At 33.0% G+C, this 16462-nt stretch carries 14 protein-coding genes; 3 read left to right on the top strand and 11 right to left on the bottom strand.

What is annotated here, in order from left to right; genetic code table 11:
- Positions 1–58 precede the first annotated feature (58 nt).
- The 7 genes from M0M44_RS21910 to M0M44_RS21880 all read right to left on the bottom strand — a co-directional run bounded on the left by M0M44_RS21910 (position 59) and on the right by M0M44_RS21880 (position 10252).
- A complete protein-coding gene (locus M0M44_RS21910; RefSeq protein ID WP_248727638.1) occupies positions 59–4111 on the bottom strand; it encodes a PAS domain S-box protein in 4053 nt (1350 codons plus the stop codon).
- A 90-nt stretch (positions 4112–4201) separates the two neighbouring features.
- Positions 4202–4999 (bottom strand): hypothetical protein, encoded by a 798-nt coding sequence (locus M0M44_RS21905; RefSeq protein WP_248727637.1) that lies wholly within the window; start codon positions 4997–4999, stop codon positions 4202–4204.
- A 121-nt stretch (positions 5000–5120) separates the two neighbouring features.
- Entirely contained in the window at positions 5121–6449 is a 1329-nt protein-coding gene (locus M0M44_RS21900) for an aldehyde dehydrogenase (protein ID WP_248727636.1), read from the bottom strand.
- 76 nt (positions 6450–6525) lie between these two features.
- Positions 6526–7215 carry an RluA family pseudouridine synthase gene (locus M0M44_RS21895; protein ID WP_248730024.1) on the bottom strand — a complete coding sequence of 230 codons (690 nt, stop codon included), beginning with the start codon at positions 7213–7215 and terminating at the stop codon, positions 6526–6528.
- Between the two features lie 64 nt (positions 7216–7279).
- Entirely contained in the window at positions 7280–7630 is a 351-nt protein-coding gene (locus M0M44_RS21890; protein ID WP_248727635.1) for a four helix bundle protein, read from the bottom strand.
- A 135-nt stretch (positions 7631–7765) separates the two neighbouring features.
- Positions 7766–8584: a 3-methyl-2-oxobutanoate hydroxymethyltransferase gene (gene panB, locus M0M44_RS21885; RefSeq protein WP_248727634.1), complete on the bottom strand. Its 819-nt coding sequence runs from the start codon at positions 8582–8584 to the stop codon at positions 7766–7768.
- A gap of 240 nt (positions 8585–8824) precedes the next feature.
- Positions 8825–10252 carry an L-serine ammonia-lyase gene (locus M0M44_RS21880; RefSeq protein WP_248727633.1) on the bottom strand — a complete coding sequence of 476 codons (1428 nt, stop codon included), beginning with the start codon at positions 10250–10252 and terminating at the stop codon, positions 8825–8827.
- 292 nt (positions 10253–10544) lie between these two features.
- Here M0M44_RS21880 and M0M44_RS21875 point away from each other — a divergent pair, with 292 nt between their 5' ends.
- From M0M44_RS21875 to M0M44_RS21865, 3 genes are read left to right on the top strand one after another with little or no spacing between them, the layout of a single operon-like run.
- Complete coding sequence (locus M0M44_RS21875; protein WP_248727632.1) at positions 10545–12692, top strand: cation:proton antiporter; 2148 nt, start codon at positions 10545–10547, stop codon at positions 12690–12692.
- Between the two features lie 12 nt (positions 12693–12704).
- Positions 12705–13163 (top strand): DUF4348 domain-containing protein, encoded by a 459-nt coding sequence (locus M0M44_RS21870; protein ID WP_248727631.1) that lies wholly within the window; start codon positions 12705–12707, stop codon positions 13161–13163.
- Positions 13164–13165: 2 nt separating this feature from the next.
- The gene (locus tag M0M44_RS21865) at positions 13166–13528 is read left to right on the top strand and encodes a VOC family protein (RefSeq protein WP_248727630.1); all 363 of its coding nucleotides are present in this window, start codon (positions 13166–13168) and stop codon (positions 13526–13528) included.
- A 97-nt stretch (positions 13529–13625) separates the two neighbouring features.
- On the opposite strand, the gene M0M44_RS21860 is transcribed toward M0M44_RS21865, so the two are convergent.
- The 4 genes from M0M44_RS21860 to M0M44_RS21845 all read right to left on the bottom strand — a co-directional run bounded on the left by M0M44_RS21860 (position 13626) and on the right by M0M44_RS21845 (position 16458).
- Positions 13626–14309: a 2'-5' RNA ligase family protein gene (locus tag M0M44_RS21860; RefSeq protein ID WP_248727629.1), complete on the bottom strand. Its 684-nt coding sequence runs from the start codon at positions 14307–14309 to the stop codon at positions 13626–13628.
- A gap of 7 nt (positions 14310–14316) precedes the next feature.
- Positions 14317–14685 carry an iron chaperone gene (locus M0M44_RS21855; RefSeq protein ID WP_248727628.1) on the bottom strand — a complete coding sequence of 123 codons (369 nt, stop codon included), beginning with the start codon at positions 14683–14685 and terminating at the stop codon, positions 14317–14319.
- A gap of 76 nt (positions 14686–14761) precedes the next feature.
- A complete protein-coding gene (locus M0M44_RS21850; RefSeq protein WP_248727627.1) occupies positions 14762–15229 on the bottom strand; it encodes an SRPBCC family protein in 468 nt (155 codons plus the stop codon).
- A gap of 278 nt (positions 15230–15507) precedes the next feature.
- Positions 15508–16458, bottom strand: a complete 951-nt coding sequence (locus M0M44_RS21845) for a polysaccharide deacetylase family protein (protein ID WP_248727626.1) — start codon at positions 16456–16458, stop codon at positions 15508–15510.
- Between the last annotated feature and the right edge of the window lie 4 nt (positions 16459–16462).

Raw genomic sequence — 16462 nt, 5'->3', positions numbered from 1 at the left:
CAGAATCATTTTTAAAAAATGAAAAGATTTAACATGAGTTTTTTTCTAAATATTAAGATTATCCAAGCCATTTAACTAGTGCTTCTTCAACACTTCCTTTCATAATTGGTTTAGAAATGTAATCATCCATTCCAGCCGAAATACATTTGTTTCTTTCTTCTTTTTCCGCGCCTGCTGTAACGGCAATTATTGGAACATCGCGACCCTTTTTGGTATTTCTAATTGCTTTTGCAGTTTCATAACCATTCATAATTGGCATCTGAATATCCATAAAAATAATAGTCGGATTAATTTTTTCAAATTGCTGAATGGCTTCATATCCATTTTCGCATTCGAAAATGAAAGCATTATGGTATAGATTTTTTATAATTGTTTTTAGAAGAAGCATATTTACCTTATTATCTTCTACAATTAAAAAAGTAATATTGTTGTCGCTTGTCTCTATTTCGTCAGAATCTAAGTCGATATTCAAACTTTTAAGCTCGGCATTGTATTTATCATTAATGCTTTGATTGCTTGTTTTTAAATTTAAATCAAAGAAAAAAGTACTTCCTTCGTCAATTTTACTTTCCAGCTGCAAACGACTTTCCATTAAAGCAAGCAATTGGTTAGATATGGTTAAGCCTAATCCTGTTCCTCCAAATTTTCTTGTTGTTGAGCTGTCTTCTTGCAGAAAAGCTTTGAATATTTTTTTCTGATTTTTTTCAAGAATCCCAATTCCGGTATCAATTACCGCAAAACGAATAACGCAATGGTTGCCATGATTCTTTTCTAAAACTGAAACGTTTAGTTTGATAGAGCCTTCAGTTGTAAATTTAACCGCATTTGAAAGCAGGTTAATCAAAATCTGTTTGAGACGAACAATATCTGTCCAGATATATTTAGGAACATCGGGATCAATATTCAATTCAAGTTCCAGATTCTTTTTATTAGACTCGTAAACAATTAAATCGAAAACTTGGCCTAAGATTTTTTTTATGTCATATAAATCAATAAAAAGCTCTAGTTTTCCTGCCTCAATTTTTGAGAAATCCAAAATATCATTTATAATTTCAAGAAGGGAATGAGCCGACTGGTTGATTGTGGTCATGTATTTTTCTTGAATTTCCTCCAAATCCGTTTTCATTAATAAATTTGTAAAACCAATAATTCCGTTTAGAGGAGTTCTAATTTCGTGCGACATATTAGCCAAGAAGTCAGATTTTGATTTGTTTGCCGCTTCAGCAAGCTGTTTGGCTTTTATCGCGTCTTCTATTTCTTTTTTACTTGTAATATCAAAATAGATTCCGCCCACAAATTCAATTTCATCGTCTCGCTTAATTACATCTCCAAATTCTTCTATCCAAATAAATTCGCCACTTTTGCGCTGAATACGATACACATTGTGTAAAGGCATTCCATGCTGTAGATTATCGATTTGATTGTTAATTACTTCTTCTTTATCATCAGGATGAATTAACGATAGAAAAGACAAATTATTTTCAATAAATTCAGATTTCGAATATCCGGTAAGATTTAAAACTTCATCGTTTAAGAATATTTTGGTTGAGAAAGCATCAAATTTTGATAAATAAACTGTTCCAGGAATATTGTTTGCAATCAGTTTAAATTTTTCTTCACTTTCAATAATTTTAGTTTCATTTCGGTTTCTTTCTAATGCCGATGAAATATTATTAGCCAATACCTGAAAGATATTTATTTCATCTTCAGTCCATTTTCTTTCGGTCGTACAATCATCAAAACCAATAAAACCTGTAAAAAGATCATTAATGTAAATAGGTAAAATTAATATGGATTGTATTTCATTGTCGATGAGAAGTTTTTTGAAAAAACCATCATTAAGATTTCTTGTAAATATATTGAGGATTTTTCTTTGCGATGCCACATCATATATTTCTTGAAGATTTTCTTCCGTCATATGATGCAAAGGCGTAATCTGATGGACAACGCCCTCTCGTGACCATTTATATTTTTGACTTACAGTGTTATAGATCGCATCTTTTTCGTAATAATACATATGATCTACTTTGGCTGCTTTTCCAATAATGTTAAATGTTTCCTGAAACATTTGATGAGTCGTTTTGCTTAGCAAAAACTTTTCTGTACATAAAGAAAGCGCAGATAAAAGCTGACTTTTAAGTTCCAATTTTCTTTCTGCCTCTAAACGCATTTGTGAAGAAATGGCAAGAGAAATCACGTCTGATATCGTTCTCGCATAATTAATGTCCTCATTGTCCCATTCTCGTTTTTGTTCTGTGCTTTCAAAACAAGCAACACCTGCTAATTGGCCAGTTAAGAAAATAGGCACATCTAGCATTGATTTGATATTGTTTTTTGTAAAATAAAGCTTTTGAAATTCAGATGTTTCCAATTTGTTGAATACATCTGGTGCGTTAATAATTGCTTTATTGTTTAAGGTTTCAAAATAAATAGGGTATGACTCTTTATTTAGAATGTTTTTGTCGCTTAAACTTTGATTGTCAAGACTAAAAAGATTTTTACAGGTAATTAAATCATTGTCGTATTTCCAAAAGCTTACGCGGTTAGTGTTACTTATAGAAGCGGCTTCTTTTAATATTAAATCGATAACGGTGTTTAATTCATTGTATTTGCTAAAATCTGTCGTTGATAATTTTTTGGTTGAATTGTTATAGGCTTCAATTTTTTTAAGACGTTTTTTTTTCTCGTTTTCGATATTTTTTTTCTCGGTAATATCTCTTGCAATTCCAGAGAAGCCAATCGTTAATCCTAATTCATTTTTGCGGACAATAATTTTTTGAGACATCCATATTTCTTCACCATTTTTCTTCAAAATAGGAATTTCAATTATGGGATAATTATTTTCATTAAGAACCAAATTTTCGTAAAAATCTACGGCGCTGTTGATATAATTATCGTGAATAAAATTGGAATAGTGTTTTTTGATTATTTCGTTTTGAGAATATCCAAGAGTAGAGATACCAAATTCATTTATAAAAGTAAAATGACCTTCTGCATCTATTTCAAAAATAATATCGGTAGCCGTTTCGATTAGGTTTTTGTATTGATCCTGAACGATAACTTGTTCGGTAACATCTTGTCCAATGCTAATAATTAAATCATCTGAAAACTTTTTATCTTTCCACTGAATGTATTTGTACTCGCCGTTTTCGGTTTTTAATTTTCTTATGTAGAGTTTGTTTTCTTGGTCTCTAACAGGATTGAATTTTTCTTCTGATTCTAAATCATGGGTTAATTCCCAGAACTTCAAACCCATAACTTGATCGGGTTGATATCCTAAAATAGGAGTTATGGTTTCACTGCAGAAAAGTATTTCACCTTTTTGATTGGATGCTATTGTAAGTGAATTTCCTTTATGGACAATTTCGTTTGCAAATCTAAAATTGTCGCGATTGTTTAATAAAACGGCATATTTTACTTGATTTATAATGAAAATTAGAATGCAGAAATTAAGCAATAAGATGGAAGATTTTATTGGAATAAGTTGAAATGTTAACGTTGTAATGAGAAAGGTAAACGTTAAAGCAACAAATGCCCAATAAATCTTTATGGGTTTAAGGATGTTGTACGAAAAGAAAAAAGAAATAAGGAAAACAATAATAGGTACAACATCATCTTTTAGATTAACAATATTGTAGGCTACGTAACTGATGTAAATAAAAAAGCTAGAAATAAAAATCTGTTGGATTTTATCTCTTATCCATTTAATTTTATCTGTTATCGTGTAAATGATAAGTACCAAAACTCCAATTGAAACATTTACAATTAAGAGGCTTTTGGGTCTTATTTTGAAAATTTCATTTATTATTTCGATTACAATTACCGCAATCCCAAAAAATAAGATATAAAGCTGGTATTCTCTTCCGACAGCATCTTGTTCTTTCTTTTTTTCGATGAAATATCCAATTTTAGCTTTAATTCTAAAAAATTGATAAACCAAGAGCGAAAGGAAAGCAAAAAGCGATAAGCCTAAAACAAAAAGTTTATGGTTGTTATAGTAAATAATATCGGGATTAAACACATACCATCCAGTCATAATTGATTCGAAGGTACTTCCGGCAGTGGAAATTCCTGAAATAACCGAATTGAAAAAACTATAGTTTGCGACCATAGAATTTGGGGTATGTTGGTTTAGTAAATAGCCTTTTGAAAATTCTTAAAAAGAAGTGGTTAAGTTCTCGGTAAATAAGAATTTTCGGTTTTAATCTACATTGTATTTTCCGATTGAATCAATTGAATCTTCTTCTTCAGATTGTGTTCCGAAAATGGCGAAATAAGTCGCATAAATCATAGAGCTGTTAAAAACAACCGTAAATATTATTCCGACGCAACAGCCAATAAAACCAACCATTGAACCAAGGAAACCTATAATAAAAAAAGCAAATATGTTAAGCGGATTTTTTGTAACGATAATGATGCTAGACTTTATAGCATCCATAGCTTTAAGGTTTCCAAAAACAATTAATGGAATGGAAAGGTACATAAAGTAAGAAACCATAAACGAAATAATATTTCCAACAAATACAATTCCTGAGCTTTCGATTAAATTAGCAATCGCAGTTCCTAAAATTGCCGGAATAAATGCAGCAACAAAAATTTGTGCAAAATAAGGTGCTTTGTAATAAGTGAAAATAGTTGAAACATTAAACTCAATATCTTTATCTGCAGAGTCGGCCATTTTTAGAAAACCAGCGCCAAAAGGAGCAGTAATTCCTGCAACCATAGAAACAGCAACAGTTTGAATTACGAGTTGAATTGAAGTGAATTGTTGATTCTCAAAATTTTCAATGAAATCTTTTGTCATTGCCTCGGCTCCAAAATAGGCAAACATTATACCCATAAAAGCGACGGCTGCAATAATCGAAAAAACTAGGATGATAAGTCCTGAATAAAGCGCTATTTTTTTGTAATTTTCGAAAGCGTGATTAAAAACTGTAGCAAAATCAAGGGAAAAGCCATTTTTTTTAATGTCCTCAATTTGGTTAAGTGTAGATTTCATTTTTGTGTAAGATTGTTTTATAGACTTGTAATATTTGAAAGGTATCTTGACGTAAATATAATATTTTTAATCAATTCTGTATAAAAATCTAGAAAACATTCCGAAATGTTTTTAACCGCTATTATAACCAGTCTAAAATTCGTTTTATAGGTCCCAATTTGTCTTTGTAAGGGGCGTAGCGCATAGGCAAATCAAGCCAATTTCCTTTTTTGACAATTGCTTTATGGTGAGAAAATGTGTCGAAGCTTCGTTTACCATGATAAGCACCAATTCCGCTATATCCGACACCGCCAAAAGGCAGTCTATTGTTAGAAAAATGAATAACTGTATCGTTGATGCATCCGCCTCCGAAAGAGTATTTTGAAATTAATTTCTTTGCAAATGAATTATTTTCGCTAAAAATGTAAAATGAAAGAGGTTTCTCATAACGGCTCACAACATTTTCGATGTCTTTTTCATTTTCGTAAACAAGAATTGGTAAAATAGGACCAAAGATCTCCTCTTTCATGACGGCGCTCTCTAAATCTGGTTCCTCAAGAAGAGTAGGCGCAATATAAAGTTGGCTAGCATTGCTTTCTCCACCAAACAAGATGTGCTCATCTTGAATCATATTAGTCAATCGATACCAGTTTTTTGTATTTATAATTCGTGCAAAATCAGGAGATTTGTCAATTTTCTTTCCATAGGCTTTTATAATTTCTTCAATCATATAAGAAATGAAATTGACTTTCATGTTTTTCTGAATTAGAATATAGTCGGGTGCAATGCAAGTTTGTCCTGCATTGATAAATTTTCCCCAGACAATTCGTTTGGCTGCCAGTTTTAAATTAGCTGTTTCATCAATAATACAAGGATTTTTTCCGCCTAGTTCAAGAGTTACGGGGGTTAAATTTTCTGCTGCCGCTTTGGCAATAATTTTACCAACAGCAACGCTTCCTGTAAAAAATATATAATCCCAGCGTTGCGCCAATAATTTATTAGAAACATCAACACCACCTTCAAAAACTTCTACGTGATTAACGTGAAATGTTTTTTCTATAATTTTTGCAATTATGGCAGATGTATGAGGTGTAAGTTCAGATGGTTTTAGAACGACTCTATTTCCTGCTGCAACTGCAGCCACGAGAGGACATAAAGCAAGCTGAAAAGGATAGTTCCAAGGAGCAATAATTAATACATCTCCATAAGGTTCTTTGTAAACATAATCGGAAGAGGGAAAATTAAGCAGAGAAGGAAAAACACGTTTTGGTTTTGCCCATTTGTTCAGGTTTTTAATTGTATCCTTAAGTTCCGAAATAACGTAATTAGTTTCGGTTAAAACAGCTTCGAACTCTGGTTTTTTAAAGTCATCATATAAAGCTTTTGCAATTAAATCTTCGCTTTTTTGAATATTATACAATAACTTTTTTAGAGTTTCCTTTCGATATCCGATGTCGCTTTTAAAGTCCATTTTTTTCGATTTGCTTGTTTTTTCTCTATGCAAGTTAATCGATAAAATTTAAAAAATTAACAATTAAATCATAAAATCATACAGCATTCCAAATAGGATCGTCTGGAGTAGGAGCAATAATTGTGATGTTCTCTTTTGAAACAGGATGAACAAAAGTTAGTTTTCGCGCATGAAGATGGATTCCTCCATCGGGATTGCTTCGATCTGCGCCATATTTTAAATCTCCTTTAATTGGTGATCCGATTGCACTTAATTGTGCGCGAATTTGATGATGACGACCCGTATGCAAATTGATTTCCAGAGCGGTATAATTTTGGAGTTCTTTTATTATAATGTAATCTAAACTAGCCAATTTACTATCTGGGACTTCTTTTAAATGCGCTTTTGAAGTGTTGTTTTTTTCGTTCCTTTTTAAATAATGAACCAATTTTGCTTTTGCTTCTTTTGGTTTATTCTTAACAACAGCCCAATATGTTTTTTGGGTTTCGCGATTACTGAACAATTCATTCATACGCGATAAAGCTTTGCTAGTTCTAGCAAAAACAACAATTCCAGTTGTAGGTCTGTCTAGACGATGAATAACACCCAAGAAAACATCTCCTGGTTTGTTGTATTTGGCTTTAATATATTCTTTCACAACATCAGACAAAGGTTTGTCGCCCGTTTTATCACCTTGCACAATATCACCCACACGTTTGTTAACCACAATAATATGGTTGTCTTCGTGAAGAATTTGGAGATTGTTTTTGTCTGAAATGATTTTCATATTAGACTTACTTAGATTGTTAGACATGCTTAGACTTCTTAGATGTTGTCTTATATTTTTTATTTTATAATAATGTAGCTCTAAATCGGGATGTCATTTTAGTGATTTCTTCCAATAAATCAATTAATTCAGATGTATTTTCTTCATTTATAAATCCTAAATCAGATGAAATTAAAAGTTGTGTTTCGACTTCATATGCTGATCCAATAGCAATTTCTAAAAATCGAGCAAAATCTTTATTTGAATTTCTTGAAGAACCCTCTGCAATATTAGAAGGAATTGATACTGCAGCTCTTCTTAGTTGATTAATTATTCCAAATTTTTCTTCACTAGGAAATGTGGCTGTTATAGAATAAATTTTAGAACAAAATGATCTGCTCTTTTTCCAAATCAAAAGCTCTTTAAATTGATGCATGTCTTAATTTAGTTAATAATTTTAATTAAGAGCTTAAATTTTAAAAATTAGACTTCTCAGAGTTTTAGCGATTAAATAAATTTAAGCACAGGTCTAAGAAGTCTAAATATGTCTAAAATCTAAGCCAGTCTGGACTTAGTATTGTTCCTTTTCGTTCGGAAAATCGCTAGCCTTCACATCTGCAGCATATTGGCCAATTGCTTTGGTCATTTCGTCGTAAAGATTTAAGTAACGACGTAAGAAACGAGGACTGAATTCATTGTTCATTCCCAACATATCGTGAATTACTAAAACCTGACCGTCAACACCGCCTCCAGCTCCAATTCCGATTACTGGAATAGAAATGCTTTCGGCCACTTTTTTAGCCAGTTCTGCCGGTATTTTTTCTAAAACAACAGCAAAACATCCCACTTTTTCAAGCATTTTGGCATCTTCAATAAGTTTTTCAGCTTCTTCTTCTTCTTTTGCGCGAACACTGTAAGTTCCAAATTTGTAGATAGATTGAGGTGTTAAACCTAAGTGCCCCATTACAGGAATACCAGCGTGTAATATTTTTTTAATGGATTCTTTAATTTCTTTTCCCCCTTCTAATTTTACAGCATGAGCGCCACTTTCTTTCATAATTCTGATAGAAGAACGTAAGGCTTCTTTTGGGTCAGATTGGTAACTTCCAAAAGGCAAGTCAACTACAACTAAACCTCTTTCTACAGCGCGAACTACAGAAGAAGCATGATATATCATTTGATCTAAAGTAATTGGCAAGGTTGTTTCGTGACCAGCCATTACATTTGATGCCGAATCACCAACTAAAATTACATCGATACCAGCTGTATCAACAATTTTTGCCATTGTATAATCATACGCAGTAAGCATAGAGATTTTCTCTCCGTTGCTTTTCATTTCAATTAATGACTTTGTTGTGATTCTTTTATAATCTTTTTTTGCTACTGACATTTTAATGTTTTTTTGATGTTGTAAAAGTATTGAATAATTGTAAAAAGGGAATTAGCAATTATAGAATATTTCGAGAGAAAATGGTTTTCGGTCTTTAAATTCTAATAGAAATTGAGTGTTTTCCATTACAATAGAGTAATTGTGTAGTAATTTATGAGATTTTTTGCCAGAGATTAAAGGTTTAAGAAGGATTTTTATCAATCTAAAAACTTTAATATCTGGCAATAGTTATTTTAAGTTTTAACAATCAGCCATGTTTACAGCAATTGCAAGACCTCCCTCAGAAGTTTCTTTGTATTTTGAATTCATATCTTTTGCTGTTTCCCACATGGTGTTAATCACTTTGTCTAATGGAACTTTAGCATTTTTAGAATCGGTTTCTAAAGCTAATTCAGCAGCGTTTATTGCTTTAATAGCCCCCATTGTGTTTCTTTCGATACATGGAATCTGAACTAAACCGCCAATAGGGTCGCAGGTTAAACCTAAGTGATGTTCCATGGCAATTTCAGCGGCCATAAGAACTTGAGCGGGAGTTCCGCCCATTAATTCGCAAAGAGCAGCTGCGGCCATTGAAGACGAAACGCCAATCTCAGCTTGACATCCGCCCATTGCTGCGGAAATGGTAGAACCTTTTTTAAAGATACTTCCAATTTCACCGGCCACCATCAAAAATTGTTTGATTTCTTTTTCGCCTGCATTATGGTTTTCAATTACCATGTAATACATTAAAACAGCAGGAATTACACCCGAACTTCCGTTGGTAGGAGCCGTAACCACGCGGCCTAAAGAAGCGTTTACTTCATTAACGGCAAGTGCAAAACAGCTCACCCATTTTAGGATCTGGCGAAATTTAACTTCAGTTTTTCTAATTTCTTCCAACCAGCTTTGCGGGTCAGTGTAATTAGATAATCCAATTAAGTTTTGGTGCATGTCAAAAGCTCTTCTTCGAACATGAAGTCCGCCAGGAAGAATTCCTTCAGAATGACAGCCAATGTACATACATTCCAGCATCGTATTCCAAATACGCATTAATTCCGAATTCACTTCGGCTTCTGGACGCATCGAAATTTCATTTTCGTATACAATTTCAGAAATCGATTTGTTTTCAGTAATGGTGTAATTCAATAATTCAGCAGCGTTCTGAATTGGGTAAGGAAATGCGCATTTTATAACTTCTTTCAGTTTGGCATTGGTACGTTCTTCTTTTACCACAAATCCACCACCGATAGAATAAAAAGTCGATTCGTATTCAGAATCATCAGACTTGTATGCCGTAAATTTCAGTCCGTTTGCGTGAAACGGAAGAAAGTCTTTGTTGAAAACAATGTCTTGAAGAAAAAAGAACGCAATCACTTTTTGGTTGCCCAAATTGATTTCATTTGTGGTTTCGATTTTTTTTATAATTCCTGCAATATCCTCAACAGGAATATATTCAGGATCTTGTCCGCTTAATCCTAGCATTACCGCAAGATCTGTTGCGTGGCCTTTCCCAGTTAAAGAAAGCGAGCCATATAAATCGACTTTTACCCTTGTAATATCGTCTAAAATTGCTTCTTCTTTCAGTTCTTCTAGAAAGCGTTCAGCAGCGCGCCAAGGACCTAAAGTGTGTGAGCTTGAAGGGCCAACGCCAATTTTAAGCATATCAAAAACAGAGATACATTCTTCCATTGTTCATTTTTTGTTAAGACAAAGATAATCGAATAATGCAACGATGATTTATTTTTTAATGTTAATCTTGCGTATTTGTTAAAAAAAATATTAAAATTTAATAATTCGGCAACGAAATAAATTTAAAACCTTAATATGCAGTTTCCGTAAAAAGTTCGTGTTTTTTCGGTATTTTTGTACAAGAACGAGTTACATTACTCGATTCTTTATTATTAATACTTCATGGATTTTGTTTTAATTCTGAAAACGTCTTTTTACAAATAATAATGCCACAAGAAGATAAAGTTACCATATGATAGAATTTTTCAGACATCTATTACAAGAATTCGAATTACCGCTAAGCAATCCAGTATTGATTTTTTCATTGATACTATTTATCATCCTGCTTTGTCCAATTTTATTAAAAAAAATAAATATTCCTGGAATTATCGGACTTATTATTTCTGGGGTTATCATTGGTCCGCACGGATTAAATATCCTCGCTAAAAACTCCGCAGTAGATTTATTTTCGACCATCGGGCTTTTGTATATCATGTTTATTGCGGGTTTAGAATTGGATATGAACGAGTTTAAAGCCAATAGAAATAAGAGTTTGCTTTTTGGTTTTTTTACATTTATTCTTCCGCTTTCAATAGGATTTCCTGTTTGTTTTTATTTGTTGAAATATGATTTTAATGCGAGTTTCTTAACGGCAAGTATGTTTGCTACACACACTTTGGTCGCGTATCCGATTGTGAGTAAATTAGGAATTGCTAAAAATCAAGCTGTTGCCATTACGGTTGGAGGAACTATTTTGACCGATACTGCCGTTTTGATTATTCTGGCAGTAATTATGGGGAGCAGTCAAGGAAATCTAAATCAGGCATTTTGGGTTAAATTGATCATTTCATTGGCGATTTTTTCTGCTATAATGTTTTTGATTATCCCTCGTGTAGCAAAATGGTTTTTTAAGAAGTTAGAAAGTGAAAAACACGCCCATTATATTTTTGTTCTTTCTGTAGTTTTCTTTGCAGCTTTTTTGGCTGAAGTAGCAGGAGTAGAGCCAATTATTGGAGCTTTCGTGGCAGGTTTGGCTTTGAATCCTCTGATTCCGCATTCTTCGGCTTTGATGAATAGAATTGAATTTATGGGGAATTCGTTATTTATTCCGTTTTTCTTGATTTCTGTTGGAATGCTAGTCGATGTTAGCGTTATTTTAAGCGGACCAACGGCGTTAATCGTGGCAGGAACTTTAAGTGTCGTTGCGATATTTGGAAAATGGATTGCAGCGTTTTTTACTCAAATTGTTTTTAAATATACCAGAACAGAAAGACAGCTTATTTTTGGATTGAGCAGTGCGCATGCGGCGGCAACTCTGGCTGTAATTTTGGTTGGGTTTAAAGCAAAAATATTAGATGAAAATATCTTAAATGGAACTATTATTCTAATTCTGATTACGTGTATTGTAGCATCTTTTGCAACCGAAAAAGCTGCGAAAAAAATTGCCATTTGCGAAGAGGAGATTTCACATGAGGATACAGATAGAGATCAAATATTAGATGAACATATTTTGATTCCGTTAGCAAAATCGTCTGCTGCGGCAAGTTTATTGGATTTTGCGCTTTTGATCAAAGATAAAAAATCATCAAATCCGGTTACTTTATTGACAATTGTTCCAAACAATAATCAGGCGGAAAAGAACATTTTAAAATACAGAAAAGCAGCCGACAAATTTGTAATTCAAGGATCGGCTTCAGAAGTGAAAATTAATACTATTGCCAGAATAGATCACAATCCTGCGAGCGGAATTGCAAGAACTTCTAAAGAAATCATGTCGGATATCGTGATTGTGGGCTGGCCAAGGAAGACTGGTTTTATTGATAAAATCTTTGGAGAAAATGTAGATTCGATTATTAATAATGTAGATAAGACTTTATTTATCTGCAGGTTTCAAAAGAATTTTATTGAAGAAAAAAGACTGGTTTTTATTTGCCCTCCATTTTCAGAAAGAGGAATTGGTTTTCATTTGCTAATGCAGAAAGTGAGCCGTTTGGCGCAAGAATTAAGCATTCCGATTGTGATTTACGGCGAGGAAAGGACCTATCAGGCTATTCAGCAAATTGCTTCTAATTTAAAATTGAACAGCAAATTTGGTTTTAAAAATGTTTCGGATTGGGAAGATTTTGAAAGCATTTCTGGTGAAATAAAACCAACCGATTTGGTTGTTGTCAATTTATCTCGAAAAGGTTCTGTTTCATATCAATCTATTTTTGATAAATTGCCAACGAAGTTTGAAAAATATTTCGACAGCAATAATGTAATGCTTGTTTATCCGCAAGACGATAGAAAAGAAAGTGCGATGGATGCTTATGAAGATTTTACCGCATCGCCTTTGGCAAAAGGTATCGAAGCAATAGAACAAATCGGACGTGGTTTGGGAAGTATTTTGAAGAAAAGCTAAAATCTAATCTTAATGAAAGTTTTAACTATTTTGCCTGTTTTGGCTTTCGCTTTTATTGCTGTAAATTGTAATAAAGTAAAAGAAGAAGCGAAATCAAACTCTAAAATTGCTGTTAAAAGTGATAGCATTGCCAAACCTATAAAAAAAGAACTTCCAGAGAATTTTGACGAGTTCAATAAAAAATTCCATTCTGATTCAATTTTTCAAGTTTCAAGAGTTGATTTTCCGATAGAGGGAAAACATGTTTCTGGTTTTGAGCAATACAATTGGACAAAAAAGAATTGGCAGTTTCAAGTAATTCCTGTTGCTGAAAAAACAGAAATTGAAGAATACCAGCATTCGCTAGTAAAAACAGATACTTTAATCACTGAAAGATTTTGGATTCCGAATAGTGGTTTTGAAGTTGAAAGACAATTTAAACTGATTAATAATAAATGGTTTTTAATTTATTATAACGATATAAATCTATAGTAATGAATCACGGAGCTCAATCAATCAGACCATTTATAGGTTCTAAAAATTTTGAAATCTCAAGAAGTTTTTATCGCGATTTAGGATTCGAAGAAATGGTTTTAGAATCTAATTTTTCGGTTTTTAAAACAGGAGAAATCGCTTTTTATCTTCAAGATTACTATGATAAAAACTGGATTGAAAACACTATGATTTTTCTTGAAGTGGATAATGTCGAACGTTATTACAGTGAGCTATTGGCTTTAAATCTCCCTGAAAAATATGAAGGAGTAAAATTAACTCCAATAAAATATTTAGATTGGGGAAGCGAATGTTTTCTGCACGATCCGTCTGGAGTTTTATGGCATTTTGGAAAGTTTAAATAAGTAGATATTTTTGTTTTTCCACGATTCAAGCGATAAAAATAGGTGAAGTAATTATTGATTGTTTATAAAAATAAATTCCTTAATTGCTTAAAAAAAACTATCTCAATCCAAAATCACCTAAAACGCGCGTTGTACTTTTACGCTGATACCAGTCGTTATAAACCAATTCTAAATTTTTGACTTCAAATTCTCCGAAATCATAATCACGAAATTTTTCTACTATTTGTATTAATTTTTTTGGATCATGGAGCTTCTCCTGAAAACGCATTATAGTTGAATGCGCCGTCGATATAGAATAACGGCTATCTATGCTTTGCTGTAATCCCGAATTTTTGAAGTTTTCACGAAGTCTGTTTCGCAAATTATTCAGCGTTTCATCGCTTGGAAATCCCTGAATCATAATTGCCGAAGGGGAAGCAGTTACACCTTTGTAATGAATTTTAATTTTTTCAACATCAACGAGACTTCTGCAGATTACCTCAATATATTCGTTTGGTGAGATTTGATTTAAAGTAAATTTATCAGAACAAGAAATAATCGACATCACAGTAATATGAATGTCTGAGTCTGGGTAAAAATATTGCTCAGGTTCGGCTTTTTTCAGCTCGCTTATGAAAGACTGAATATTAGCTTTAATTTCATCATTTGGGCGAATAAGTAATGTGATTCCAAAACGTGAATCGGACTCGTTTTTAAGTTCAGAATCAATAGAATATTTCCCTGCTGAAATGATTTCAGAAGATGTCTCGTAAAGCTGGTCGTAATGTTGGGTTAAATTCATTTGTGGTTTATTTCTTTTTTGCTTTTTCGAGATTCTCTTTGACTCTAAATTTGACAATTTCAGTAATCAAGTCATAAGGTATTGCCTCTTTTAAAGGAAATTGAACAGAGCCTTTTCCAGATTTATATTTAGAAAGTTTTTCTGTAAAAGCTTCATGGCCAGATGGCAGGGCATAAAGCCCAATATGGTTTTTAAAAGCAGCAAAATAAACTACAATTCCATTCTGCTCAAAAGCTGGCATCGCATAACTGATTTTTTCTTTGGCATCTGGCGCTGCTTTCTGGATCGTTGCTCTAACTTTTTCTAGAATCTCCTGAACATCATTCGGGAATGCGCCAATGTATTCGTCTATATTTTCGGGTTTTTTAATATCCATAGTGGTTTGTTTTTGTTTCAAGTTTCAGGTTTCAAGTTCAGGTTCTTAGTAGAAACTTGAAACATGAAACTAAAATTTAAGCAAGGCCTTTCGGAAAACGATCTAGAACCAAATTCAATTGTAAATTATGCTCTAAATATGCTTTTGCTCCGGCTAAAACTAAAGTAAATCCTTCAGTTGAGTTACGAACTTGATCAATTATTTTGTCTGCATCGCCGTGAAAACCAGAATTGGTGATGCTAACAAAAGTTTCATTTTCATTCAACGGACTGAAAACCCATTCTACCAAAGTGTTTTCATCTGGATTTCCCCATTCAATTACAATCTTTTTGTTTTCTTGAAGAACAAGTGTAGTAACAGAAAGCGAAAAACCATACATTTCCCAAGTCCATTCTGTTTTTTGATTTTCTTCTAATTTTCCTGACCCTTTTGTAAACCAAAATTTACTCGTAATATGAGGATCAATAAAAGCCTGAAAAACTTCTGAAACAGGTTTCCGAATCAGCATTTCGGCTTTAGCAAATTTGTTATTTTCTGTTTTCATGATTAATATGTAAAATGTGTAAGGTAAAAAGTGAGCTGTTTTTTTGGGACTTCTAATTTAAGAAAGAAATTTTGAAAAAAGAGAATAAAAAAAAATCCACACCAGTATTTTTAACCTTGCATGGATTTATTATGTTAAATGTAAAATTTTATTTTTTTCTTGAATCTTAGCCACAAATTCAAAAAGAGCGCAGCGATTTTTAGAAAATCTAAAATCTAAAATCTAAAATCTAAAATCTAAAATCTAAAATCTAAAATCTAAAATCTAAAATCTAAAAGTTATTCTCTTATTGTGGTTTTGTCCTGTAGCGCCATTTCGGCAATTTCGTCTTTTCTTTTAAAACTCACACCTTTATGCTGCTGCATGTATTTAATTAAATCATTTGCTGCCTTTACCATTTGTGGAGTTCCTCCAATACGGTCATGAAAACTAATTGACATTTGTCGGCGTTGTGTTTCACTTTCGGCGTATAATTGATCAAATTCCATTTTAACTTGCTGTAAAAATTGATCTGCTGAAAAGTTTTTCCCTTCAATCAAAACAATATCATTGCATCGAAGCGTATAAGGAACTACAGCAAAATCTTTATTTTTTACCTGAATTATAAAAGGTTCATCTCGGCTAAGATCGTCAATATGATATTTAAAACCAAGTTCTTGTAAAATATCCAAAGTATTTTGTCCTCGGCGCAGCCAGTTGGCATTGTAGCCGACAGGGGTAAAGCCAGTGACTTTTTTTATAGCATCGACACCATCTTTAATAAACTTCTTTTCTTCATCGTAAGGCATCGTATATTGCGTGCTCCAATTCATTCCATGTGCGGCCGCTTCGTGGCCTCTCTGTACAATTTCTTTTGCCAGTTCTGGGTTTTTTAAAACAGCAGTTCCCACCATGTGCGAAGTGACTTTTACGCCCAATTTATCCCAATTATCGAGCATACGCGGAATACCTTCTTTGTATCCGTATTCGTACCAAGTCGCCGCTGGAAAATCAATGAAACCTTTTTGTATATTTTGAGGAAATGGACTTTCGGCATTTTGAGGCTGTCCTCCGGCTTCAAACTGCATTGAAATTGACACGACTAATCTAGAACCATCTGCCCATTTTGTTTGTTGAGAAGTGAAAAGAGGCGCGTTTTTTGAAACTTCCGAAAAAGCTTCAATAGGGTTCATCATCCCAACCATTCCTATTATTCCAGTTTGTTTAATAAAATTTCTTCTTGAACTCATGACG

Origin of the sequence: Flavobacterium humidisoli (assembly GCF_023272795.1) — a bacterium.
GTDB classification, from domain to species: Bacteria; Bacteroidota; Bacteroidia; order Flavobacteriales; family Flavobacteriaceae; genus Flavobacterium; species Flavobacterium humidisoli.
This window is presented reverse-complemented; position numbering and strand designations above follow the sequence as displayed.

What these genes read in the sequence shown, in the direction of transcription:
- M0M44_RS21910 (WP_248727638.1), bottom strand. Translation starts at nt 4,111, where the DNA reads ATGGTCGCAAACTATAGTTTTTTCAATTCGGTTATTTCAGGAATTTCC.
- M0M44_RS21905 (WP_248727637.1), bottom strand. Translation starts at nt 4,999, where the DNA reads ATGAAATCTACACTTAACCAAATTGAGGACATTAAAAAAAATGGCTTT.
- M0M44_RS21900 (WP_248727636.1), bottom strand. Translation starts at nt 6,449, where the DNA reads ATGGACTTTAAAAGCGACATCGGATATCGAAAGGAAACTCTAAAAAAG.
- M0M44_RS21895 (WP_248730024.1), bottom strand. Translation starts at nt 7,215, where the DNA reads ATGAAAATCATTTCAGACAAAAACAATCTCCAAATTCTTCACGAAGAC.
- M0M44_RS21890 (WP_248727635.1), bottom strand. Translation starts at nt 7,630, where the DNA reads ATGCATCAATTTAAAGAGCTTTTGATTTGGAAAAAGAGCAGATCATTT.
- panB (WP_248727634.1), bottom strand. Translation starts at nt 8,584, where the DNA reads ATGTCAGTAGCAAAAAAAGATTATAAAAGAATCACAACAAAGTCATTA.
- M0M44_RS21880 (WP_248727633.1), bottom strand. Translation starts at nt 10,252, where the DNA reads ATGGAAGAATGTATCTCTGTTTTTGATATGCTTAAAATTGGCGTTGGC.
- M0M44_RS21875 (WP_248727632.1), top strand. Translation starts at nt 10,545, where the DNA reads ATGATAGAATTTTTCAGACATCTATTACAAGAATTCGAATTACCGCTA.
- M0M44_RS21870 (WP_248727631.1), top strand. Translation starts at nt 12,705, where the DNA reads ATGAAAGTTTTAACTATTTTGCCTGTTTTGGCTTTCGCTTTTATTGCT.
- M0M44_RS21865 (WP_248727630.1), top strand. Translation starts at nt 13,166, where the DNA reads ATGAATCACGGAGCTCAATCAATCAGACCATTTATAGGTTCTAAAAAT.
- M0M44_RS21860 (WP_248727629.1), bottom strand. Translation starts at nt 14,309, where the DNA reads ATGAATTTAACCCAACATTACGACCAGCTTTACGAGACATCTTCTGAA.
- M0M44_RS21855 (WP_248727628.1), bottom strand. Translation starts at nt 14,685, where the DNA reads ATGGATATTAAAAAACCCGAAAATATAGACGAATACATTGGCGCATTC.
- M0M44_RS21850 (WP_248727627.1), bottom strand. Translation starts at nt 15,229, where the DNA reads ATGAAAACAGAAAATAACAAATTTGCTAAAGCCGAAATGCTGATTCGG.
- M0M44_RS21845 (WP_248727626.1), bottom strand. Translation starts at nt 16,458, where the DNA reads ATGAGTTCAAGAAGAAATTTTATTAAACAAACTGGAATAATAGGAATG.